The sequence below is a fragment of the Enterococcus sp. genome (assembly GCF_022711995.1).
In the GTDB taxonomy this organism is placed as follows: Bacteria; Bacillota; Bacilli; order Lactobacillales; family Enterococcaceae; genus Enterococcus_D.
This window is the reverse complement of record NZ_JALAHI010000157.1, coordinates 1-22380: the sequence shown is the minus strand read 5'-3', so window position 1 is coordinate 22380 and position 22380 is coordinate 1. Positions and strand designations below refer to the sequence as shown.

Sequence of the window (22380 nt, the reverse complement as noted above, 5' to 3'; positions counted from 1 at the left end):
AACTGACTATCAATGAATGGGAGTAGAAGATGGCAACTTTTGAAATCAAAGAAGAATTTTTAATGAATGGTTCTCCGTTTAAACTACTATCTGGTGCGATTCATTATTTTCGGGTCCATCCAGAGGATTGGGCGCATTCTTTGTATAATTTGAAAGCGCTTGGATTTAATACTGTTGAAACCTACGTGCCTTGGAATTTGCACGAACCTCATAAAGGGACTTTTCAATTTGAAGGGATGCTTGATTTAGAGCGTTTTTTATCCTTAGCACAAGAGCTAGGGTTGTATGTCATCCTGCGACCTTCTCCCTATATATGTGCCGAATGGGAATTCGGCGGGTTGCCTCCTTGGCTGTTACAGGAGTCTGGCCGACTACGAGCATTTGATCCAAACTATTTAGCCCATGTGGCGGACTATTACGATGTGCTGCTCCCAAAAATCGTTCCCCATCAATTGAGTCATGGTGGGAATATCTTGATGATCCAAGTAGAAAATGAATATGGATCATATGGTGAAGAAAAAGCATATTTGCGAGCAATTAAAGAAATGCTGACAAATCGTGGCATCGATATGCCTTTCTTTACTTCGGATGGTCCGTGGCAGGCGACGTTGCGAGCAGGCAGCTTGATTGAAGATGATGTGTTGGTAACAGGAAATTTTGGTTCCCGAGCAAAAGAAAATTTTGCGACCATGCAGGGATTTTTTGATCACCACAACAAAAAGTGGCCATTGATGTGTATGGAATTCTGGGATGGCTGGTTCAATCGCTGGCATGAACCAATCATTCGGCGAGATCCTTTTGAGCTCGCTGAATCCGTCAGAGAAGCGTTGGAAATCGGCAGTGTCAATCTCTATATGTTCCATGGCGGTACTAATTTCGGCTTTATGAATGGCTGTTCAGCAAGAGGGACTGTTGATTTGCCGCAAGTCACTTCCTATGACTACGATGCACCATTGGATGAGCAAGGAAATCCAACAGCAAAATATGACGCATTGCAGAAAATGCTAAAAGAACATTTTCCAGAATTTGAACAGCACGAACCGCGCATCAAAACAGCTCTATCAATGGAACTTCAACTACAAGATAAAGTCAGTTTGTTTTCTGTCATCGATCAAATCAGTCAACCAGTAACGACGGTTTATCCGCAAACGATGGAACAATTGGACCATCCCTATGGTTATTTGTTGTATCGGACGAAAAAACAACGGGATGCAGAAACAGAGAAACTTCGAATCATTGATGGCAGTGATCGTGCGCAGGTGTTCTTGAATGAACGATTGCTTGCTACTCAGTATCAAGAAGAAATTGGTGAGGATGTGTGGCTTACGCAATCGTCCGTAGAAAATCAAGTGGATATTCTAGTAGAAAATATGGGACGAGTCAACTATGGGCATAAGCTGACAGCCGATAGCCAACGAAAAGGTATCCGTAGAGGAGTGATGGCTGATTTGCACTTTATGACCAATTGGATCCATTATTGGTTAGACTTTAGTCGCTCGCCAATGATTGATTTTTCCCGTGACTGGCATCCTGAACAACCTAGCTTTTACCGGTACTCTTTTACACTAGAGAACAAAAAAGATACCTTTATTGATTTGACAGGATTCGGCAAGGGAATCGTTTTGGTCAACAATGTTAATATTGGCCGCTTTTGGGAAGTTGGCCCCATCTTATCACTGTATGTACCAAGCGGGATTTTGAATCAAGGAGAAAATACCATCATTATTTTTGAAACGGAGGGCATTTTTTCAACAGAATTACAGTTAAGAGAAACACCAGTCTATAAAACAATGGAGGCGGAAAAAGTATGAGTATTATTGCTGTGCGTATTGATGGCCGATTGATCCATGGTCAAGTGGCGAACTTATGGACGACGAAACTGAATATTAGCCGAATCATGGTCGTGGATGATGAAGTAGCAGAAAGCCCAATCGAAAAAAGCGGGTTGAAATTAGCCACACCAGCAGGAGTCAAATTGAGTGTGTTACCGATTGAAAAAGCCGCAAACAATATTTTGGCAGGCAAGTATGATTCCCAACGGCTGTTGATCGTTGCGAAAAAACCTGACCGTTTGCTAAAACTTGTTGAACGAGGTGTACCGATCACAGAAATTAATGTGGGAAACATGTCTCAAACAGCTGAAACAAAAGCGATTACCAAGTCAATCAATGTCCTTCCCGAAGATATCGCAACATTCAAGGAACTTGCTGACAAAGGCGTGAAACTTATTGCACAAATGGTCCCTAGTGATAAAGCAGAAAACTTTATCAGTCTTTTAGAAAGATAGGAGAATCAATATGGAAATTCATTGGTGGCAAATTTTATTATTATCATTATATGCTGGTTATCAGATTCTAGATGAGTTACAGATTTATTCTTCAATGAGTGCCCCTGTCTTTGCAGGCCTTTTTTCCGGATTAGTTATGGGTGATATCACAACCGGGTTATTGATTGGGGGAAGTATGCAGCTGACCGTCCTTGGTGTCGGAACTTTTGGCGGTGCTTCACGGATCGACGCCAATTCAGGAACCGTTTTGGCCACCGCTTTTTCTGTTGCACTAGGAATGGATCCAGAACAGGCCATCGCTGCGATTGCCGTACCGGTAGCTAGTTTGATGATCCAATTAGATATTTTAGCTCGTTTTGCCAATACCTATTTTGCTCACAGAATCGATACCCATGTGGAAAATATGAATTTCAAAGCCATCGAACGCAACTTTTTGTTAGGTGCAGTACCATGGGCGTTATCACGACTGGTTCCTGTTTTTCTCGCGTTGGCTTTTGGCGGCGGATTAGTGGAAAATGTTGTTGGTTATCTGAATGGTGATTTAAAGTGGTTAGGCGATGGCTTGTCTGTTGCCGGAGCTGTCTTACCAGCAGTCGGTTTTGCAATTTTACTTCGTTATTTACCAGTAAAAAAACATTTTCCTTATCTTATTTTAGGCTTTGTCTTGACGGCATTATTGACCACCGTATTTAGCAATATCCAGCTTTTGGGAGGCAGTGTAGCCAGTGTGGTCAAAGATTTCAGCGGTACCTTCAACGCATTACCAATGTTGGCCATCGCGCTGATCGGTTTCGCATTTGCAGCTATCAGCTACAAAAATGGACAGGCACGACCAGCAAATAATATCGCACAAAACGAGCAGCATGCGGAAGGAGAGATTGAAGACGATGAAATCTAATGGTAAATTAACGAAAAAGGACTTCCAACAAATCAATCGCCGTAGCCTGTTTGGCTTTCAATTAGGCTGGAACTATGAACGGATGCAAGGCTCGGGATATTTGTACACCATTTTGCCGCAATTACGTAAAATCTATGGGGACAACACACCTGAATTAAAAGAAATGATGAAAACGCATACGCAATTCTTTAATACGTCTAATTTCTTCAACACAATCGTGACAGGGATTGATTTGGCGATTGAAGAAAAAGAAGGTTTTCAGGCAAAAGATACCATTTCAGGCTTGAAAGCTGGTTTGATGGGGCCCTTCGCAGCCATTGGTGACTCGATTTTCGCTGCTTTAATACCAACGATTTTTGGTGCATTGGCTGCAAATATGGCTACCAATGGCAATCCGATTGGTATTTTTATCTGGATCGCTGCTCAAATCGTTGTCATGATCTTTCGTTGGAAACAGCTGGAATTTGCTTACAAAGAAGGGATTTCTCTTGTAACTACCATGCAAAGTCGATTGACCGCGCTAACAGATGCGGCGACATTACTCGGTGTCTTTATGGTGGGGGCATTAGTGGCGACGATGGTCAATGTTCAATTTGCTTGGGCACCAAATATTGGCGATGTCACATTGAATATGCAAAATAATCTTGATATGATCTTGCCGCGACTTTTACCAGCTGCGATTGTCGGCGTTGTCTACTGGATGTTAGGAAAGAAAAATATGACCTCCACCAAAGCCATTTTTGTGGTATTGATCGTTAGTGTGGTCTTGTCAGCATTAGGAATTATTTCAAAGTAGGAAGTAGGTAGAAAGTGGATGGAAAAGCAATTAATCTTGATCAGTCATGGCCGCTTTTGTGAAGAATTGAAAAGAAGTACCGAAATGATCATGGGGCCACAGCCAGAGATCCAAACAGTGCCCTTATTGTCCGAAGAAGGTGCGGATGATTTTCGGCAAAAACTAGCCACTGTCATTGCAGAATCTAAAGAGCCAGTTGTTTTTGCTGATTTGATGGGGGGGACTCCCTGCAATGTCGCTTCCCGACTAATCATGGAAGGGACGACGTTTGAGCTATATGCAGGAATGAATATGCCAATGGTGATTGGCTTCCTCAATGGGGCCTTAACAGGCGAAGCACTCGATTATGGCCAGTTTGGAAAAGACAATATTCAACATATCAACACCCTTCTTACCGAAGTTGCAAGTTTTGAAGAAGATTAAGACGCTCATCGCAACACGTGGCAGGGTACATCAGTCTATTCCTTCTTTTTGGTTAAACCTATGGAGACTTTGTTGGATCTTGAAGAGAAAGTATGACTAGTGACTCCAACTCTTTGAACAATTCCTTAAAAAAAGGTATGATAGCTAAAAGTATAATTTTGAAGGGACATCAAAGAGATGAAGTACTCAACGAAATACAGCGATGCCATTCATATTTTGGCTTATATTGAAATGTTGCAAGGGACCGATTTATCCAGTGATCGGATTGCTCAAAGTGTCGAGACCAATCCAGCGTATGTTCGTCGAATCATGAGTGATCTACGAACAGCTGGTTTGATTGAGAGCCAACGAGGGAAAGCTGAACCTAAACTGCTAAAGCGTCCGGAAGAGATCACTTTGCTGGATATTTATTCAAGTGTGGAGAAGGATCAACGATTGTTGCATATTGACAAGAAAACCAATCCCAATTGTCTGATTGGCGGCAGCATTCAGGAAGTTCTGGATGAGACCTATGACCGTTTACAGAAAAAAATCGAATCAGAAATGCAGCAAATCACATTAGCGGACATTATTCATCAGCTCAATGTGGCTGCTGAAAAATGAAGGAAGGCTCCTTTTCAAAAGCAATTGCTTGACGAGAAGGAGCGTTCTTTTTATAATACAAGATGTAACCTTAAAAGTTACATGGCGTTTTTTAGTATTTACGAGTTTTAGATTGAAAGGAAGAGATAGAAATGAAAATCGGAGTTATTGGTGCTACAGGAAATGCTGGTTCTGCTGTTTATCGTGAAGCAGAAGCTCGAGGTCACGAAGTTGTTGCCATCGTTCGGAATGAAGAAAAAGCAAAAGAACTATTTGGCCCCGCGGTTAAGTTAGTAACTAAAGATGCCTTTGAATTGCAGGAAGGAGAACTTGAAGGCTTTGATGCGATCGTTGATGCCTTTGCTACGAGTCCCGATCAAGCGTACCTTCACGTTGATTTAGCGGCCCGATTGATTCACCTTTTCCGTCAAAAGAAAACCAGATTATTTTTCATTCTTGGTGCTGGCAGCTTACTAAATGATGCTGGCGAGCGGAATGTCAATGACTTGAAAAAAGCCCCTGGCAGTGAGAGTTGGATCGCGATTCCAGAAAATCAATTCGATGAGTACAACTTCTTATTAACTGTTAAAAACGTTGACTGGGTTGGGATTTCTCCAGGAAATGTCTTCCAAGCTGGAGAAGCAAAGCCTGCCATTTTAGGAAAAGATCACTTGCTTCACAATGAGGCAGGAGAATCTGTGACTTCTAGTGGCACATTAGCGACAGCCATTTTGGATGAATTAGAAGCTCCTCAATATCAACAAACACGATTTACTGTGATCGATGCCTAAAACTTGATGGAAACAGATTCAGTGAACCGTTACCGATAGAAGCAGCTGTTTTTAGCATGTTTTTCAAGAAAGAGTCGAAAATTAAAAATCTTACCAAGACAAAACGCTGTCCGTTGCTTATAATCAATAGCAGAGGTGATGGATATGGAGAAAAAAGAAGCTTACGAGTTGATGCTGCTTCAATTACAAGGCTTGTTAGAGGCGGAGAGCAATTGGCTGGCAAATTTAGCCAATTCTTCTGCATTGTTGAATGAAACATTACACGATACAGTCTTTGCAGGTTATTATCTGTTTCAAGAAGGTGAATTGATTTTAGGTCCTTTTCAAGGTCGAGTGTCTTGTACCCGTATTAAACTGGGAAAAGGAGTTTGCGGGGAGTCAGCTGCCAAGCAAAAGACCATGATCGTGGCCAATGTCAAAGAACATGAGAACTATATTTCCTGCGATTCGGCAGCCATGTCAGAAATCGTTGTACCGATGATGGACAATGACCAATTAATCGGTGTATTAGATATCGATAGTTCAAAAACAGATAGTTATGATGCGATTGATCAACTTTATCTAGAAAAATTTGCGGCTTTATTAGTGGCTGCTCGCAAGTAATTTTTCGCAGTATCTTATTACGCCTTTTTTCTAAATAGTAGTCCTTTATGGTGGATCAAAACTAAAGTAAGACCTAAACAAGAGTAAGCAAGTTTCTGGAGACAGAGACATTGATGGCAGTTTTCCTGCCCCGTTGCTTTTGTTTGGGTCTTTTTGTTTGCCGGTATAAGTTGCGGAAGGCGTATTTCTTTTAATTATTAAAAAACGGTGATATTATGATAACATAATTAGAAAAATTAAATTTGAAGGTGAGAATTATGGATAGTGATAACATTTGTTTAGGAAAAGCTTACGAATGTAAACCGGTAGGTATGCAGAGAAACATCATTGGTGAAGTGATTCGCAAAATGGAAAACTGCGTCGTGATGAGCGTTGTCAGATACGACGAGCTGGACCATGATGAAATTGAAGAACGTTGTGGCAAAGTCGTCACACGTTATTGTGATATCTATGAATCGGCAATGATAGAAAGTTTCTTTCGTTGAAAAACATGGAAAAGAACAGATGCTTATTGTTTAAAAACAGGAAAATAATAAGCTTTTTAATAAAAAATAACTACTTATAGCTAGCGGTTGTGGTGTGAGAAAATCGTTTGTTCGATTGGTTTTGCTCTCTGGAATAGGCGGCAGACCTTGTGGCGAATCGTCAGGTTGCTTGTGGTTTGGCTATATTGGCCCTTTTTTGTTGCTATGATCAGTGTTCCTATGGTCAATCAATTTCTTTAACAAACCAATGATGATACAATAGGCTCAAAGCGGATACTTGGAGGGAATGGCTATGAGAGCTGAATTGGTGATCTTAGAAGAAGAGGAATTACTGTTTAAACTGCCTAATGAACAAGGACTAATGCAAATTGCCGACCATGACCGAGTGACTCAACTTGAGAACACGGTGTTTTTTCTTGTCAAAAATAATAGCATCATCGCGATTATGACGGATGCCTCGTTAGATGTAACGCAATCTCATGATCGAATCATTAGTATTAAACCTAGCTGGGAAATCCAGGCACCGTATCTGGCTCATTATTATCAGGAAAAATTTGGCTTCTCGAAGAAAGCAGGTGAATCGATTCCTGGAGAACAAAGGGAGTTGGTCGCTGCCTGCGCGAAAAACTTTGACTTATTGTTAGATAAGCTGGGGTATGTGAAGAGCCCTCATTCGCTTCAATCCGAGAAAAAAACTAAAGCCCGTCACCAATGGAAAAAAGAGCTGAAGGATCGGCCTTTTTACCTTGATTACCAAGGAAGCAAGGCGACAGTTTATTGGCAAAAGCGAAATGAAATGCGCATCGAAAAAGGGGCAAAGCTGGCAGAAGAAGTGCCCTATAACAAAGATGGCTCCTTAGGATTTTCTGCTCGTTTAGGAGAAAAAATCCGCCAAGATCATCAAGAAGCGATTAAAAATCATTACACGATAGAAGAAGTTATTTTAAAAAGTGTCAATGAAGTTGGTCTATTTCTTTATTATGGAGGGACCAATGGGTGGCTGCAATTAAAGGATCAAGCAGGTCAAACACTTCATGAATTGACAGTCGTAGGGGGATAGGGCCCACTGACAAATAATAAATAAAAGACGAGGCTGTGCCATAAGTCTCCGACAAGTAACACGATCCGAATAGTATAGCTTATTGATCCTGCGGTGCAGTGGCTCCTCGTCGTAAAAGTCAGAGGAATCCACCCTAGCAATGCATTAGCATATGATTCGGTTGAACTTGTTGGATGATGACTTATGTCACAGTCTCGTCTTTTGCTTTTCGATTAGGCATTGTCAGAAGAAACAACGGAATCGTCAAATAAACGATAGTCTTGGCCCGTTTTATTTACTACGATGGAAGGTTTCTTGCGCCCTTCTTTTTCTGCTTGATACGCTTCACGATGCTTTTGCAAATGTTCCGGCCGTTTTAGCCAGGCTTGAAAATCTTTCTTTTCCTGCCATTTTGAAACCAGTTGGAAATCGATCGTCGCTTTTTTCTCGTTTACCCAACACTCCGATTGGAGACAGCCAGCGAAAGTTTTCATCGAGGCGATGTCTTGCCGAATCTTTTCAGCAAAGGTTTCTTTAGCTTCAGCTAAAACTTCAAATGTTACTGTTTTGATATACATATTCAACACTCCTTTTGTGGTGAAGCAGGTACCGGATTTTGCTTAATTATAGCTGTAATTGAGAATGATTGTCAATTAGACGAGCGTTAGAGGCCTGTTGCCTGTCTGAAAACAACTAAAGAACTCTCCATACGCCCTTTCTTCGGGTATTTTTAAGGATCCTTTCAAGTAAGGAAATTTGACAGAAAGATTCGACTCACGGTAAACTTCATTTAACAAAACGGAATTTTTAGAATTATCTGAAAAATAGGAGGCGTCAAGAATGGCAACCAAAGCAAGTGTCATCGGATCACTCATCGTTTGTAGTTTTTTTCTAGCAGCCTGTCAACAGCCGTCAGCGAAAACTACAGATTCAGCCAAGTCAGCAGATGCCAATCAGCAAATGATGAATGTTCAGTTTTCTGCTGAAATGGGCAGCGCGGATTTGTCGCTAGCAACCGATTCTTACAGTTTTATTACCTTGAACAATGCTTATGAAGGACTTTATCGCCTCGACGAAAACAATGAACCGGTGATTGCCGGTGCAAGTAAGGATGCGGTGGTCAGTGAAGACGGGCTAGTCTATACGATCAATCTACGAGAAGATGCCAAATGGTCCAATGGCGACCCTGTCACAGCAGAGGATTATGTCTTTAGTTGGCAACGAACGGTTGATCCTGCCACTGGCTCCAACTATGCATATATGCTAGCACCGGTCAAAAATGCCACCGCTATTTCCGATGGCACCAAGGATAAAAGTGAACTGGGGATCGAAGCCGTCAATAGTTATGAATTAAAGATTACGTTGGAAAAAGCAACGCCTTATTTTAATTCTTTACTCGCTTTTCCTACTTTTTTCCCGCAGAGTGAAGCAGTTGTCCAAAAATACGGGGATCAATATGCCTTAACAAGTGCAAATGCGGTCTACAATGGTCCTTTTACATTGGAGGATTATGGCGGTCCTGGTACAGATATTCAATGGACACTCAAAAAAAATCCTGAGTATTGGGATGCAGACGCAGTGAAGTTAGCCGGGGTTCAGTTTGATGTCGTCAAAGAATCTTCAACTAGCTATAATTTGTACGAAAGTGGTCAAGCAGATGACATCACATTGAGTGGGGAACTGGCGATGCAAAATGTGAATCACAAGGACTACGTGGTGCAACCAAGTGCGACGACCCAATATTTAGAAATGAATCAAGCAGAAGAGGATTCGCCGTTTCGGAATGAAAAGTTGCGGCAAGCGATTTCTTATAGCCTCGATCGTCAACAAATGGTTGATCAGATTTTAGGAAATGGCTCGCTTCCAGCGGTTGGATTTGTTCCTTCTGATCTAGCCTATAATCCTGATACGAAAACAGATTTTGTCAAAGATGCAGGGACTTCGCTGCCTTATGATGAAAAAGAAGCCAAGAAATTTTGGGAGCAAGCGAAATCCGAGCTAGGAAAAGATACGCTTTCCTTTGAATTACTGACTTCAGATACCGATCAATCAAAGAAATTAGCTGAATACATTCAAGGAACACTCCAGCAGACCCTTGAAGGACTGACTGTAGAAGTGACCAATGTTCCCTTTTCTGTGCGGTTGGATCGTTCAAACAGCGGCGACTTCGAAATGGTCATGAACAATTGGATCGGGGATTATGCTGACCCAATCAATTTCTTGGAGCTTTTCAAAAAAGACAGTTCATATAATCGTGGAAAATGGTTAGATGATCCTTATGATGACTTGATCTCAGAAGCATCCGATACGTATGCCAACGATCCTCAAGCACGTTGGCAAAACATGGTCAAAGCTGAGCAGATTTTGAATGAAAAATTGGGCGTGATTCCATTGTTTCAAAGCGCAGAGGCCCATTTACGTTCCCCTAAAATCAAGGGGTTAGTCATTCATAGTGTGGGCGCCGCCTATGATTACAAGCATGTTTCCCTAGAGTAAAGGGGTATCTGCAGGCGATAAATGATGGCTTTCTCATTTTTCGTCAGATTGCCAAGCCACAAAGGAGCATTAATAAATCAAGGAGAAGCTAGTGAAAAAAGCAGTCCAAGCAGCTATGACTTTTTTATGGAAACAGCCGCAGCAAAATGCGGTTTTAACAAAAATCAATGCGCAGCCTTTAGAAGCAGTCCATTCCTTTTTATCAGCAGCAGATGCGATGATTCTTTATGAAGAGGACTTGGTTGATTCAGAGATCCTTTATGGGACTGTTGTCGAAGTCCTTCAAGAAAAAGAAGAATGGGCAGAGATTATTGTCTTAGACCAAGCAAGTAATAAAAATCCCCGAGGTTATCCCGGGTATGTTCCTAGTCACGTATTGACTGCCATAGACGAAAAATATGGGGGGAAAGGGAATCAGAAGGTAGCGGTAATCAAACCAACAGCTGTCCTGCACTTCAAAAACTATCAAAGAATTCTTTCTTTCGGAACGCTGCTGGACTGGCTTTCTGAAGATACTGAGTGGTATCACGTGATGACACCTGAGGGACCAGCTGAAATTTCTAAAGCACAAGCCCAACGAATCGATCAAGGAAACCCGACATCTCCCCGACAGTTGATTGAGATGGCAGAACAATTTCTGGATTTGCCTTATGTATGGGCAGGAATCAGCAGTAGTGGCTTTGATTGCTCAGGGTTTATGTATAGTTTGCATCGGGTCAATAGTATTTTGATTCCTCGGGATACCATTGAACAAGCGCAAGCAGGTGTGCAGCGATCCTATGAGCAGGCACAGCCAGGTGATCTATTGTTGTTCGCTTATGAGGAAGGAAAAGGAAACGTCCATCATGTCGGTCTTTATTTAGGGGCAGACGAGATGATCCACTCACAAACCCCAGGCTCCAAGGTCATGAAAACAAAAATCACTGGTTCAGCTTATGAGCCGGAATTGGCAGTTGTCACTCGGTATATTGACTAGAAACAGCCGCAATAGGAAAGAATAGGTAGAAATCGCAAGTAATAGAAAAATAGAGCAACCGAAGAAAGCCCACCATTTTGCAGAATGCAGCAAGCAATGGTGGGCTTTTTGACCAATCAAAAGAGGGATCAGTTATTTGCGACAATAAAGTCACCCATATCGTAGCGATGCCGGGATTGTGAAAATTCAAAAGGCGTCCCATTTTCTAAGTAAACTGTTTGTTCGACTTCTAAAATTGGGTCATTGGGGGAACAAATCAAGTGTTGTTGGTCATAGATATCTGGACGGTCGGCTTTGATTCTCCGAATCGATGTCCCAATCGGTAAATGCAATGTACTGGAAATATATTCATAAACGGAAGCTTTGAGCACCTCTTCGGTGATGCCGGGAATCACTGCGACTGGCATAATCGTATATTCCAGTGCGACTGGGACGTTATCCAATAATCGCAAACGAACAATATCGTAGATCCAATCTTCTTTAGTAAGTCTCAATTTTGCTTGTTCTTGCTCATCAGCCAAAAGCGTATCAAAGGAAATGATTCTGCTTGTGAGTGTGCCAGTCTTTCCTAAGCGCTTGGTTAATCCGCGGTTCACTCGGGCGTTATAATCGAAGGTAGAATAGGCTTCACTGACAAAAGTACCAGTGCCTTTTTTGGCATAGATGATTCCTTCTACCTGCAACAGATTCAATGCCTTTTGAATCGTTACGCGGCTGGTTTTATACGTAATGGCTAATTCGGATTGTTTAGGCAGCTTCTGATTCTTCTCATACTTTCCATGACTGATTTGTGTACGAATAGCTGCTGCAATATCATGATAGTAGGCCAAATCATTTCCTCCTTTTTTGAAGCATAATCGATTTTGTTGAGTATGTAAACCTCGACGTTTACATACTCGGCTTTTTGCTTCTTTCGATGATTTACAGAACCAAAAAAATCCAGTAAATTGAAATTGTAATCGGTTGCATTTGGTTTGTTGGTTTTGGTTAATCATAGAGGAGCTAGGAGGAGTAAAAATGGAAGGGTTTATGGATCGATTGGCAAATGGATTAGGTAAAGTTGCGACGAGAATCAATAATTGGCGGTACATCATGGTAATTAAGAACGCTTTTGCCGCTTTGATACCAGTCATTATCACAGGTGCCTTTGGAACTTTATTTTCAGCAATGGTTTTTGATTCGGAAAACGGCTTAGCAAAAATTGATGCGCTCAGCTTTTTAGAAAATCTAAAGCCGATCTCTTCGGCAGTTAGTTATGTCACACTTAGTTTTCTAACGATTTATGCTGTTTTTTTAATTGGGATCGAACTAGCAAAACTGAACAAAATCGACGGTGTTTTTCCCGGTGTCATTGCCGTAATGTCTTATTTGTCCGTCAATCCGATGGTTTTTGAATTCTTACACGAAGACGCCACTGTTATTGCCGAGAATGTTTTAGCAAAACAATATACCGATACCAAAGGTTTATTTTTGGGGATGTTCGTGGCGATCCTATCAATTGAACTTTATGCTTGGCTTTGCCGCCAAAAAAGATTGCAGATCAAGATGCCGGAAAGCGTACCTGCCAATGTTTCAGCAAGTTTCTCGGCACTTTTTCCCACCATATTAACAGTAACGAGCATCGCTACAGTTGGCTTTGCTATCAAAGCCATCACAGGGATGTATGTGTACGATATCATTTACAATATTGTGCAAAAACCATTAGAAGGGATTGTACAAGGGCTACCAGGTATCTTATTGTTGATGTTTATTGCACAAGTTTTCTGGGTGATTGGCATCCACGGCAATCAGATGGTCAAACCAATTCGTGAACCATTATTACTGGCGGCTATCGCCGTGAATACAGAAGCCTTTGAGGCAGGAAAAGAAGTGCCTAACATCATTACGATGCCCTTCTGGGATATGTATATGAGTATGGGAGGATCAGGTGTCACCATAGGCTTGCTGATTGCTGTCTTGATTGCAGGCAAACGAGAAGATATGCGGCAAATCACAAAATTATCCTTAGCACCAGGCATTTTCAATATCAATGAACCTGTTATTTTTGGGATGCCGATCATGCTGAATCCAATTTTGGCGATTCCATTTGTTCTGACCCCGATTATTACCGGGACGGTGGGTTATATTGCTACATCCATCGGTTTTGCAGCAAAAGCGGTCGTGATGGTACCGTGGCCCATGCCGCCAATCGTCAATGCCTACTTAGCTACAGCAGGAGACATCGGTGCAGTGGTCACACAAATCATCTGTATTTTATTATCGATCATTATTTATTTGCCATTCGTTATCGTAATGAATCGTTCAACAAACGAAGTGGCATAAAAGGAGAGAATTATGTTAATTGAAATACCAGAAACATTCATTTTAGGAGCCGCTTCTTCTGCTTGGCAAACAGAAGGCTGGCAAGGAAAAAAAGCGGGACAGGATTCGTTCTTGGATCAATGGTATCAACAAGAGCGTTTTGTCTGGCACGAAGGCTATGGACCGGCGGTTGCAACGAACTTCATGGAACAATATGGTGAAGACATTGAGCTGATGCAAGAGATTCATCTGACACATTATCGCACATCCATCAATTGGGCACGCTTTTTTACCGACTATGAGAAGTTGATCGTCGATGAAGAATATGCAGCCCATATCGATGCAGTGATCAATGCATTGATTGCCGTAGGGGTAGAGCCCATGTTGTGTCTGGAACACTACGAATTGCCGGCCTACTTACTAGACAAGTACGATGGCTGGAGTTCTCGGTATGTTGTCGAATTGTATCGCAAGTATGCAGCAATCGCCTTTGAACGCTATGGCGATCGGGTCAAGCACTGGTTCACTTTCAATGAACCCATCGTGATCCAGACCCGTTGCTATCTTGATGCGATTCGCTGGCCCCATGAACAAAATACGAAGAAATGGATGCAATGGAATTATCATAAAACATTAGCTTCTGCATTAGCGATAAAAACGTATCATGAAAAAGGCTACCAAGGCAGAATCGGCTGCGTATTGAATCCTGAAATGGTGTATGCTCGTTCTTCTTCGAAAGAAGATCAGCAAGCGCAAAAAATGTACGATCTTTTCTTCAACCGAGTCTTTTTTGATCCGATGATCAAAGGCGTTTATCCCGAAGAACTGATTGCACTATGCAAAGAGCATGACATTTATTTTGATCCTGCAAAAGAAGATTTAGAAGTGATCCAACAACATACGGTTGATTTTTTAGGAATCAATCAATACTATCCGAAGCGTGTGCGGGCACCTCGTTATCAATGGAATGCTGAAACAACGTTTCATCCGGAGCGATTCTATGAGAACTTTGATCTTCCCGGCAAACAAATGAATCATTCTAGAGGGTGGGAAATCTATCCAAAAGTCCTGTATGACATGGCAAACTACCTCAAAGAAAATTACGGCAACATTCCATGGCTGATCACTGAAAATGGCATGGGGCGGGAGAATGAAGCGGCGTTCATGGATGAGAATGGTCAGGTAGTAGATGACTATCGGATCCAATTCATTTCCCAACATCTTTATTGGCTTTTAAAAGCAGTGGAAGAAGGGGCGAATTGCGAGGGTTACATGCTCTGGGCTTTTACCGACTGTATCTCACCGATGAATGCCTTCAAAAACCGCTATGGGCTGGTACGGATCGAAAGAAATGCTGCCCGTACCCGTTCTTTGAAAAAATCAGCCTATTGGTATCGAGAATTAATTGATGAACGGCATTTATCTTATGAGGAACTGCCGCTTATTCTTTAAATGAATACACTAAAAATCAAGGGTCTGTGCCATAAGTCTTCTACAAGTAACACTATCCAAACAATATATTATTGCTCCTGCGGTGCAGGGACTCCTCGTCGCAAAAGACAGAGGAATCCATAGCAATAGCATGTGATTCGATTTCACTTGTTGGATAATGATTTATGTCACAGTCCCTTGTGTATGCTTAAAACTCGAATTGATGAGGGGCTAATTTCTCCCAGTCAAAGGTCACACCAATTCCCGGTTCTTCTGGCGCGATAGCCATTCCGTCCTCTGGATCAATCACTAGTGGGCGAGTGGTGTATTGGTCGATCGGGAAACTATGCATCTCTAGGTATCCGGCATTAGGCATGGCAGCCAGCAGACTGACATGAAGCTCTTGCATACCGTGAGTCGAGATACTGACATTATGCAACTGTGTCAATGCCGCAACTTTCAGCCAGCCTGTGATCCCTCCACAATTCGAGGCATCTGGTTGAGGAAAATCGACTTGACCATAAGACAGCATATGAGCAAATTCAATCGGTGTCCGTAAATTTTCCCCACCAGCAACTGCAATTTGCCCTTCTTTAGCGATTCGAGCATACCCTTCGTAGTCTTCGGGAATCGTTGGCTCTTCCAAAAAGAGAATATCAAAAGGTGCCATCAATTTAGCGGCTTTGATGGCTTTTTCAACGGACCAGCTCATATTGGCATCCACCATAAAGGTAATATCTGGACCAATCAATTCACGAACAGCTTTGATACGGGCAATATCTTCAGCCAGTGTTGCTTGCCCTAACTTGATTTTGACAGCCCGTAATCCCATATCCAAATATTTTTGGTTGTTGGCTAATAATTTTTCCAATGAAAAGTTTAAGTCGATGGCACCGCCATAGCAGTTTACTTTATTGCTGTGTCCACCCAATAGTTTATATAGCGGTTCCTGGGCTTTTTTTGCGCGCAGATCCCAAAGGGCAATGTCGCAGGCAGCAATGGCAAAGCTAGCTAGACCACCTCGGGCAACGTAATGGATGCCCCAATTCATCTGATCCCAAAGGTCTTCCACACAAGCAGGATCTTTTCCTAGCAAGATATGTTTCAGTTCTTTGTCGATCAATTTAGCAATGGATTCACCACCAAAACCTCCCGTATATGTATAGCCGACACCTTCTCTGCCATCATCCGTGCGAATCTTGACGATTGGCACCTCAAAGTGCGTATGCAGCCCGTGTTTGGCATCTTCCATTAATTCTGGTAAGGGAATCCGGTAATAAGCAGTTTGGACTTCTGTGATCGTAGACATAAAATTCCTCCTTATTTTCTAAAGTTTCCTAAAATGTTAACGTGTGCATTTTTATCATAGCACGCCCATGCCGAGAATTCAAGCGGTTTCATTTTCTCAATCGGATGGCAACAAAAAATGAATTATGTTGAAGAAACAGATTTTGATGAATTTGAAAGAAAAAAATTGACGCCTTTTTTCGAGTATGTGCTGTAACAATCGAGGAACTATTCACCAAAAGAAATAGACATAAGGAGCGACAATTTAGGAAACTTTCTTAAGTGTAAATACTTTTTTGAATGAGAATCGAGCAATCTGTTTCGAATATCAGTGTTTTAACTCGTTTGCTGATCGCTGTTTTAGTTTTTAGGGTACAAACAAGTCTATGGAGGGTTAACTTGCAATGAATGTCTTATAAAGAAAGTTTTTCAGTCAAAAAGAATGCTTTCTGTCTTTTAGACCGATTAAACCAAAGATTGGCTGAATTCAGTGCGGGTAACAGGATAGGGTTCTAACGATAACAATTATGTATTCGAAGGGAAAACGATTTATTCAATTGATGATTTTTGAGACGGAGTGTAGTCAAAAGTTTAGGCTATAGCGTAGATAGCCCAAATAATTCACCTCTTTATAAGCGTTTGACTTATGTTTTAATTAAAATATAATCTGACATAGAGTACATTCTCTTCGGAAGGGCGTGGTGTTGTGAGCAGGAAAGATGAAATACTTGCTTTTATAAGGGATAAAAAGAGGTTTGGTTCTGAAAATCAAAGTGATTTTGAAGTTACGACACTCGATGTCAGTGAGCAATTAGCTTTGAGTCGAACGGCAGCGAGTCGGGAATTGAATACATTAGTCCGAGAAAAAAAACTGGGAAAGTTGAAGGGAAAACCAGTAAAGTACTTTTATATTGATGAAAGTTTGCAATCGGATCAGCCATTAAGTCCAGTGAAGAAAAAAACTCAGGTGTCTCAAAAAAATAAAAATAAAAGTATATTTTCTGATTTTATTGGAGCAACGGGAAGCATGGAAGTACATACCAATCTGGCAAAAGCTGCTATTATGTATCCTCCCAATGGTTTACATACTATTCTTCTTGGCTCAACTGGGGTCGGCAAAACAACATTTGCAAAAATCATGTTTCAATATGGTCAAGAAATTGGACGGTTTAATTCCAAAAGTCCATTTCTTCATTTTAATTGTTCTGATTACTCCAACAATCCGCAATTACTATTATCTGTTCTTTTTGGCTATGTGAAAGGTGCTTTTACCGGTGCAGACACTGATAAAGCCGGAATGATTGAACAGGCAAATCATGGTGTTCTTTTTTTAGATGAAATCCATCGACTTCCACCAGAAGGTCAAGAAATGCTTTTTACGATCATAGACACACGTAAATTTCGTAGGCTGGGAGAAACTGAAAGCGCTGCTAGGGAAGTAGATGTATTGATAATTTGTGCAACGACTGAGAACATTGAGAGTTCGCTTCTTCAAACGTTCAAACGGCGCTTTCCTATGGTTCTGACTTTACCTGACTTAAAAGATCGTAAGACACAAGAAAGAATAAAATTGATTGATTACTTTTTTTGTGTAGAGTCAGAAAAAATTGATTTTGAAATTTCAGTGAAAGCAAATGTAATAGAGTATTTAGCGACTTATCATTGTCCTGGCAATATTGGACAGTTGAAAAATGATATTCAAATCTTTTGTGCTAAAGAATTTGCCCAAGCAATGCTTAAAAACCTTGAACGAATTGAGATATCTGGGGAAGACTCAGAGATCAAAGGGGTTTTGCAGGAAAATGAAGCTATTGAGGAGAAAGAATTATTTAGAGATAGTGTCTATTATAAAGGGCAGAAGAGGCAAGACAATCAACATCAGGAAATCAACTATGCAGTTGTTACCGGTAATGAAAGTTCTTTCTATAAGTTGATTCTAGAAAAATACTCTACGCTTCTAAGAGAGGGACGCTCTATTAAAGAAATTCAGCAGAAGATTACTTACTTCTTGGATGATTTCTTCGCGGTCGATCTAAAGCCAGAAATTGTTGAACGGCCTCGTAATAAGGGAATCGAGAAGTTAGTTTCGAAAGAAATTCTCGAAATAGTAGACAAGGTGATTCAGGAAATATCCAATGAACTTGAAGTAGACTGTGATCCGCATATTACTTATAATTTAGCACTTCATATCGAAGCTTTGGTGTTGAAGCTTCAAACCAGTACAGTTTCCTATCGTTCAACAAAAGTCATCGAGAAAGTTTCCGGATCTCCTTTAAAAGAATATGCTGATAAGCTGATTGCTGAAGTGAACAAACAGATGCAGGTTGTCATACCCGCAGAAGAACAAGATATTATTGAGTTATTTTTAGATACCATCTATAAAGATGTACAGAAAAATCCAATCGGTATTCTGATTATGATGCATGGGATCGGTGTTGCGACGAATTTAGCCAAAATGGTAAACGATCTATTGGGTATCAATCATGCTGTAGGCATTGATATGCCGCTAGATGATTCGGTAGAAAATGTATATCAAAAGGCAGTAGAGGTAGTTAAAACCCTTGACCAAGGTTCTGGTGTTCTTCTTTTGGCAGATATGGGATCATTAGCGACATTTTCGACTAAAATAACAACTGATACTGGTATCGAAACGATGATCATCGATAATGTGACCTCACCAATCATTATTGAAGCGACTAGAAAAGCATTATTTGCTAATATGGATTTACAGCAGCTGGTTAATGAACTTTTGGAGGAAGCAAATTATTATACGGCTAATCGAAAAAATACCAGTATCTTCGATCATTCTAGTCGCCGACTAATCAAAAATAAAGACCATTTATTTTACCATTCTCTGGAAAAAAGTGTCATTTTCTTGAATGTTTACGGTGCAACAGAAATTTTGGATGAAATTCTTATTTCCCTATCCAAGCAAATCAAATTTGAGATCATTGATACGTTAGTGATCAAATTTTATTTTCATTGTTTGGGAATGATCGAGAGGGCGATCCGAAAAGAGGTATTACATTTTGAAGTAGAGCAAGAGGATAAAGATGAATTATATCAGCTTGTTGCCAAGGAGCTGAATATATTAGAGCGAACCTATGGTGCCGAACTTTCTGCTAGTGAAATACTCTATGTCACAAAGATCATTCGGATTTTTATCTAGTAACTGTCACACATGATGTGTGACAGTTTTTTTGTTACGCACACATCGAGCATCATTAATGTGTGACAAAAAAAGTTACACATCGAAAGTCTATCAGTTGAAAACGCTTGCTATCGTTGGAAAAGATGTGTGCAAAAAAAGTTGGCACGTCTCTTGCTTTATAAAGAGTTGTAAGAAAATTTTTTGTAAAGAGGTGAGAGTATGATTGGTATTTTAGTATTAAGCCACGGAAATCTTTCTCAAGGAGTGGTGGAAAGCGGAAAAATGATCGTGGGCACCAATGAAAAAGTGGATTATTTGGGGCTTTATGAAGGAAATAACATTGATGAGTTTTATGATCGAACCGCAGAAAAAATTAAAGAACTTGATGATGGCGATGGAGTGCTGGTGTTTTCTGATTTATATGGAGCTAGCCCATTCAAGGCAACAGCTTACTGTGTGAAGAAGTTGCCGGACACATTTTATCGTTCTGTATCAGGAATCAATTTCTCCATGTTTATTGAAAGCATCTTGCTTAGAGAAACGATGGGATTAGAAGAATTAAGTAAACACGTAATGAATACAGGAAAACAAGGAATCAAGGAGCTATTTACAGAAGCAAAGACATTTACTGAGGAGGAAGCATAATGAGAAACATTGTATTTACCCGTATTGATGATCGCTTGATTCACGGACAAGTGATGACTGCATGGGTTCATGAAACAAAAGCAAACGAAATTGTCATTATTGATAACGAAGTAGCACAGGATGATTTTTTAAAGATGATCATGATTTCTTCCGCTCCTGCGGAAATTAAGGTATTGATCATGACAGAGGAAGAAGCGATTACTTATTTATCACAAGATTCGGATGAAAACAAATTGATCGTTTTAGCGAAGAATCCTAAGGTGATAAAAAATATTATTGACGGTGGCGTAAAAATTGAGAAATTGAATGTAGGTGGAATGGGAGCGAGAAAAGATCGAACACAATTGTATCGTAATATTTCTGCCAGTGAAGAAGAACGTGCATGCTTTAAGCAAATCATGCTTGGCGGAACTTCTGTATATGTTCAAGTAATTCCAGAAGAAAAGAATACGGACATCGAACAATACCTATAAAAGGAGAATAAAAATGGAAATTAATGTCTTTCAAGCATTATTGATCGGGTTGATTTATTACTTGAGTATCAATGGTACTCCTTGGCTAACATTGCTCGGTAGTACGGTTCTCGCACGTCCTTTGATTTGCGGAACACTAGTAGGGTTAGTACTCGGAGACGTCGTTCAAGGCTGTATGATTGGGGCAGCGATCAGCTTACCTTATTTAGCTTATATTTCTGCCGGAGGAACAGTTCCTATGGATCCAGGATTGGCTGGTACCCTTGGTACTGCTTTAGCAATGGCAGCAAATGCGTCACCAGAAGTGGCAGTATCAATGGCAGTGCCAATTGGTTTGTTGGGAACCGTAATATGGATTGCACATATGACTGTCGATATCTCTTTTTTACACATGATTGATAAAGCTGCAGATGAAGTAGACTCGAAAAAAATTGATCGGATTCAAATGATTGTTCCCCAGCTCTTTTTAATGCTAATTTCAATTATCCCTGTCTTTGTTGTTGCGTATTTCGGATCTGGAGTGGTGAAAGATGTACTTGATGCTTTAGAAGGTAAACCGTTGCATGTACTAGAAGTAATTGGCGGAGTTTTACCTGCACTAGGGGTTGCGATGATCTTAAAATCAATCATGAGTAAAGATACTGCAGCATTTTACTTCTTAGGATTTGTTTTAGCAGTGTATTTAGAATTGCCAATTATTGCTGTATCGATCTTAGCGTTTATTACAGCGTTTGTTTATACACAACTGTTCTTTAAGCCTAATCAAGTATAACTAAAGGAGTGTGACAGAAAATGGAAAAAACAGCGGAAAAAATATTAACAAAAAAAGAACTCAAAAAAAGTTTCTGGCGTTGGACATGCTTCTCTCATTCAAATTATAACTACGAGCGTATGCAATCATCTGGCTTTTTATTTGCCATGCTACCCGCATTAAATAAACTTTACGGTGATGACAAAGAAGCACTCCGTGAAAGCTATCATCGTCATTTAGAATTTTTCAATACGGAACCTCATTTTGGTGGGATTATTGGTGGATTGACAATTGCTTTGGAAGAAGAAAAAGCAACGGGAGCACCTATCACAGGAGATGCAATCAATTCAATCAAAACTGGTTTGATGGGACCTTTGGCGGGAATCGGCGATACATTATGGCAAGGAACACTTGTCCCAATCTTGCTATCTATTGCAATCAGTATAGGTTCAGAAGGAAATATTTTTGGTCCGATTTTCTATATTGTATCGATGTTTGTCATTATGCTAGGGCTTGCATACTACTTATGGATGCAAGGATACAATTACGGTAAAGAAGGAATCCAAAAATTAATGGGTGGCGACTTACTGAAAAAAGTGATGTTAGGTGCTAAAGTAATGGGCGGCGTTGTCATTGGGGCATTGACGGCAAATTATGTTAGCTTAAGCACGGGGTTAATATTCAAATTTGATGATTTGAAGCTGAATGTACAAACCGATATATTAGATAAATTATTAAAAGGGATGCTACCACTGGCTGTAACGATGATTGCATTGTTCTGCTTGAATAAAAAGATGAAATCTACAACTGTATTGTTGATTTTGGTCTTGATTTCCGCTATCGGAGCAATCATTGGGATTTTTTAATCGTCAGAAACTATCAAGAAATTGGAATTAACGTAAATAAAAATCAAGGACGTGAGCAATAAATGGGATTAAATAAATTTATATCACCATCAATAATGG

The 22380-nt window shown here is 40.5% G+C and carries 22 protein-coding genes; 19 read left to right on the top strand and 3 right to left on the bottom strand.

All coding sequences use genetic code 11. The annotated features are described in order from the left end of the window. Positions 1–29: 29 nt before the first annotated feature. The 10 genes from Q0A12_RS15370 to Q0A12_RS15325 all read left to right on the top strand — a co-directional run bounded on the left by Q0A12_RS15370 (position 30) and on the right by Q0A12_RS15325 (position 7925). Positions 30–1811 carry a beta-galactosidase family protein gene (locus Q0A12_RS15370; protein WP_291293502.1) on the top strand — a complete coding sequence of 594 codons (1782 nt, stop codon included), beginning with the start codon at positions 30–32 and terminating at the stop codon, positions 1809–1811. Then, entirely contained in the window at positions 1808–2287 is a 480-nt protein-coding gene (locus Q0A12_RS15365; RefSeq protein WP_291293501.1) for a PTS sugar transporter subunit IIB, read from the top strand. The genes Q0A12_RS15370 and Q0A12_RS15365 overlap by 4 nt, the downstream gene beginning before the upstream one ends. Before the next feature lie 10 nt (positions 2288–2297). Next, the gene (locus Q0A12_RS15360) at positions 2298–3185 is read left to right on the top strand and encodes a PTS sugar transporter subunit IIC (RefSeq protein WP_291293500.1); all 888 of its coding nucleotides are present in this window, start codon (positions 2298–2300) and stop codon (positions 3183–3185) included. After that, positions 3175–3981 carry a PTS system mannose/fructose/sorbose family transporter subunit IID gene (locus tag Q0A12_RS15355; protein ID WP_291293516.1) on the top strand — a complete coding sequence of 269 codons (807 nt, stop codon included), beginning with the start codon at positions 3175–3177 and terminating at the stop codon, positions 3979–3981. The genes Q0A12_RS15360 and Q0A12_RS15355 overlap by 11 nt, the downstream gene beginning before the upstream one ends. Positions 3982–3999: 18 nt before the next feature. After that, on the top strand, positions 4000–4404 hold the full coding sequence (locus Q0A12_RS15350) for a PTS fructose transporter subunit IIA (protein WP_291293499.1): 405 nt from the start codon (positions 4000–4002) through the stop codon (positions 4402–4404). A gap of 177 nt (positions 4405–4581) precedes the next feature. After that, complete coding sequence (locus tag Q0A12_RS15345; protein WP_291293498.1) at positions 4582–5007, top strand: Rrf2 family transcriptional regulator; 426 nt, start codon at positions 4582–4584, stop codon at positions 5005–5007. Between the two features lie 131 nt (positions 5008–5138). After that, positions 5139–5777, top strand: a complete 639-nt coding sequence (locus Q0A12_RS15340; RefSeq protein ID WP_291293497.1) for an NAD(P)H-binding protein — start codon at positions 5139–5141, stop codon at positions 5775–5777. Between the two features lie 144 nt (positions 5778–5921). Next, a complete protein-coding gene (locus tag Q0A12_RS15335) occupies positions 5922–6380 on the top strand; it encodes a GAF domain-containing protein (RefSeq protein WP_291293496.1) in 459 nt (152 codons plus the stop codon). Positions 6381–6637: 257 nt separating this feature from the next. After that, entirely contained in the window at positions 6638–6865 is a 228-nt protein-coding gene (locus tag Q0A12_RS15330) for a hypothetical protein (RefSeq protein ID WP_291293495.1), read from the top strand. Positions 6866–7157: 292 nt separating this feature from the next. Continuing rightward, the gene (locus Q0A12_RS15325) at positions 7158–7925 is read left to right on the top strand and encodes a hypothetical protein (RefSeq protein WP_291293494.1); all 768 of its coding nucleotides are present in this window, start codon (positions 7158–7160) and stop codon (positions 7923–7925) included. 212 nt (positions 7926–8137) lie between these two features. Here Q0A12_RS15325 and Q0A12_RS15320 read toward each other — a convergent pair whose 3' ends face one another. Next, a complete protein-coding gene (locus tag Q0A12_RS15320; protein WP_291293493.1) occupies positions 8138–8482 on the bottom strand; it encodes an antibiotic biosynthesis monooxygenase in 345 nt (114 codons plus the stop codon). A gap of 262 nt (positions 8483–8744) precedes the next feature. On the opposite strand from Q0A12_RS15320, the gene Q0A12_RS15315 reads away from it, so the two are divergent. Beyond that, entirely contained in the window at positions 8745–10400 is a 1656-nt protein-coding gene (locus tag Q0A12_RS15315; protein WP_291293492.1) for a peptide ABC transporter substrate-binding protein, read from the top strand. Between the two features lie 91 nt (positions 10401–10491). Continuing rightward, positions 10492–11376, top strand: coding sequence for a C40 family peptidase (locus Q0A12_RS15310; protein ID WP_291293491.1), 885 nt, complete (start codon positions 10492–10494; stop codon positions 11374–11376). Positions 11377–11504: 128 nt separating this feature from the next. On the opposite strand, the gene Q0A12_RS15305 is transcribed toward Q0A12_RS15310, so the two are convergent. Beyond that, the gene (locus Q0A12_RS15305; protein ID WP_291293490.1) at positions 11505–12206 is read right to left on the bottom strand and encodes a GntR family transcriptional regulator; all 702 of its coding nucleotides are present in this window, start codon (positions 12204–12206) and stop codon (positions 11505–11507) included. Between the two features lie 187 nt (positions 12207–12393). On the opposite strand from Q0A12_RS15305, the gene Q0A12_RS15300 reads away from it, so the two are divergent. Continuing rightward, positions 12394–13698, top strand: coding sequence for a PTS transporter subunit EIIC (locus Q0A12_RS15300; protein WP_291293489.1), 1305 nt, complete (start codon positions 12394–12396; stop codon positions 13696–13698). Positions 13699–13710: 12 nt separating this feature from the next. After that, positions 13711–15129 carry a glycoside hydrolase family 1 protein gene (locus tag Q0A12_RS15295; protein WP_291293488.1) on the top strand — a complete coding sequence of 473 codons (1419 nt, stop codon included), beginning with the start codon at positions 13711–13713 and terminating at the stop codon, positions 15127–15129. Positions 15130–15316: 187 nt separating this feature from the next. Here Q0A12_RS15295 and Q0A12_RS15290 read toward each other — a convergent pair whose 3' ends face one another. Next, entirely contained in the window at positions 15317–16417 is a 1101-nt protein-coding gene (locus tag Q0A12_RS15290) for a mandelate racemase/muconate lactonizing enzyme family protein (RefSeq protein WP_291293487.1), read from the bottom strand. 684 nt (positions 16418–17101) lie between these two features. Between Q0A12_RS15290 and Q0A12_RS15285 the strand changes: the two genes are divergently transcribed. From Q0A12_RS15285 to Q0A12_RS15265, 5 genes are all read left to right on the top strand, one after another. Further along, the gene (locus Q0A12_RS15285; RefSeq protein WP_291293486.1) at positions 17102–19564 is read left to right on the top strand and encodes a sigma 54-interacting transcriptional regulator; all 2463 of its coding nucleotides are present in this window, start codon (positions 17102–17104) and stop codon (positions 19562–19564) included. Positions 19565–19765: 201 nt separating this feature from the next. Beyond that, positions 19766–20191, top strand: coding sequence for a PTS sugar transporter subunit IIA (locus Q0A12_RS15280; protein ID WP_291293485.1), 426 nt, complete (start codon positions 19766–19768; stop codon positions 20189–20191). Beyond that, positions 20191–20664: a PTS sugar transporter subunit IIB gene (locus tag Q0A12_RS15275; protein WP_291293484.1), complete on the top strand. Its 474-nt coding sequence runs from the start codon at positions 20191–20193 to the stop codon at positions 20662–20664. The genes Q0A12_RS15280 and Q0A12_RS15275 overlap by 1 nt, the downstream gene beginning before the upstream one ends. A 13-nt stretch (positions 20665–20677) precedes the next feature. Beyond that, a complete protein-coding gene (locus Q0A12_RS15270) occupies positions 20678–21436 on the top strand; it encodes a PTS sugar transporter subunit IIC (protein ID WP_291293483.1) in 759 nt (252 codons plus the stop codon). 20 nt (positions 21437–21456) lie between these two features. After that, a complete protein-coding gene (locus Q0A12_RS15265) occupies positions 21457–22281 on the top strand; it encodes a PTS system mannose/fructose/sorbose family transporter subunit IID (RefSeq protein ID WP_291293482.1) in 825 nt (274 codons plus the stop codon). The last annotated feature ends 99 nt before the right edge of the window (positions 22282–22380 follow it).

Excerpts from the sequence above, each read along its gene's own strand:
- Q0A12_RS15270 (WP_291293483.1), top strand. The coding sequence starts at position 20,678 with ATGGAAATTAATGTCTTTCAAGCATTATTGATCGGGTTGATTTATTAC.
- Q0A12_RS15275 (WP_291293484.1), top strand. The coding sequence starts at position 20,191 with ATGAGAAACATTGTATTTACCCGTATTGATGATCGCTTGATTCACGGA.
- Q0A12_RS15290 (WP_291293487.1), bottom strand. The coding sequence starts at position 16,417 with ATGTCTACGATCACAGAAGTCCAAACTGCTTATTACCGGATTCCCTTA.
- Q0A12_RS15335 (WP_291293496.1), top strand. The coding sequence starts at position 5,922 with ATGGAGAAAAAAGAAGCTTACGAGTTGATGCTGCTTCAATTACAAGGC.
- Q0A12_RS15320 (WP_291293493.1), bottom strand. The coding sequence starts at position 8,482 with ATGTATATCAAAACAGTAACATTTGAAGTTTTAGCTGAAGCTAAAGAA.
- Q0A12_RS15330 (WP_291293495.1), top strand. The coding sequence starts at position 6,638 with ATGGATAGTGATAACATTTGTTTAGGAAAAGCTTACGAATGTAAACCG.
- Q0A12_RS15325 (WP_291293494.1), top strand. The coding sequence starts at position 7,158 with ATGAGAGCTGAATTGGTGATCTTAGAAGAAGAGGAATTACTGTTTAAA.
- Q0A12_RS15315 (WP_291293492.1), top strand. The coding sequence starts at position 8,745 with ATGGCAACCAAAGCAAGTGTCATCGGATCACTCATCGTTTGTAGTTTT.
- Q0A12_RS15340 (WP_291293497.1), top strand. The coding sequence starts at position 5,139 with ATGAAAATCGGAGTTATTGGTGCTACAGGAAATGCTGGTTCTGCTGTT.
- Q0A12_RS15345 (WP_291293498.1), top strand. The coding sequence starts at position 4,582 with ATGAAGTACTCAACGAAATACAGCGATGCCATTCATATTTTGGCTTAT.
- Q0A12_RS15280 (WP_291293485.1), top strand. The coding sequence starts at position 19,766 with ATGATTGGTATTTTAGTATTAAGCCACGGAAATCTTTCTCAAGGAGTG.
- Q0A12_RS15370 (WP_291293502.1), top strand. The coding sequence starts at position 30 with ATGGCAACTTTTGAAATCAAAGAAGAATTTTTAATGAATGGTTCTCCG.
- Q0A12_RS15355 (WP_291293516.1), top strand. The coding sequence starts at position 3,175 with ATGAAATCTAATGGTAAATTAACGAAAAAGGACTTCCAACAAATCAAT.
- Q0A12_RS15295 (WP_291293488.1), top strand. The coding sequence starts at position 13,711 with ATGTTAATTGAAATACCAGAAACATTCATTTTAGGAGCCGCTTCTTCT.
- Q0A12_RS15350 (WP_291293499.1), top strand. The coding sequence starts at position 4,000 with ATGGAAAAGCAATTAATCTTGATCAGTCATGGCCGCTTTTGTGAAGAA.
- Q0A12_RS15360 (WP_291293500.1), top strand. The coding sequence starts at position 2,298 with ATGGAAATTCATTGGTGGCAAATTTTATTATTATCATTATATGCTGGT.
- Q0A12_RS15365 (WP_291293501.1), top strand. The coding sequence starts at position 1,808 with ATGAGTATTATTGCTGTGCGTATTGATGGCCGATTGATCCATGGTCAA.
- Q0A12_RS15265 (WP_291293482.1), top strand. The coding sequence starts at position 21,457 with ATGGAAAAAACAGCGGAAAAAATATTAACAAAAAAAGAACTCAAAAAA.
- Q0A12_RS15300 (WP_291293489.1), top strand. The coding sequence starts at position 12,394 with ATGGAAGGGTTTATGGATCGATTGGCAAATGGATTAGGTAAAGTTGCG.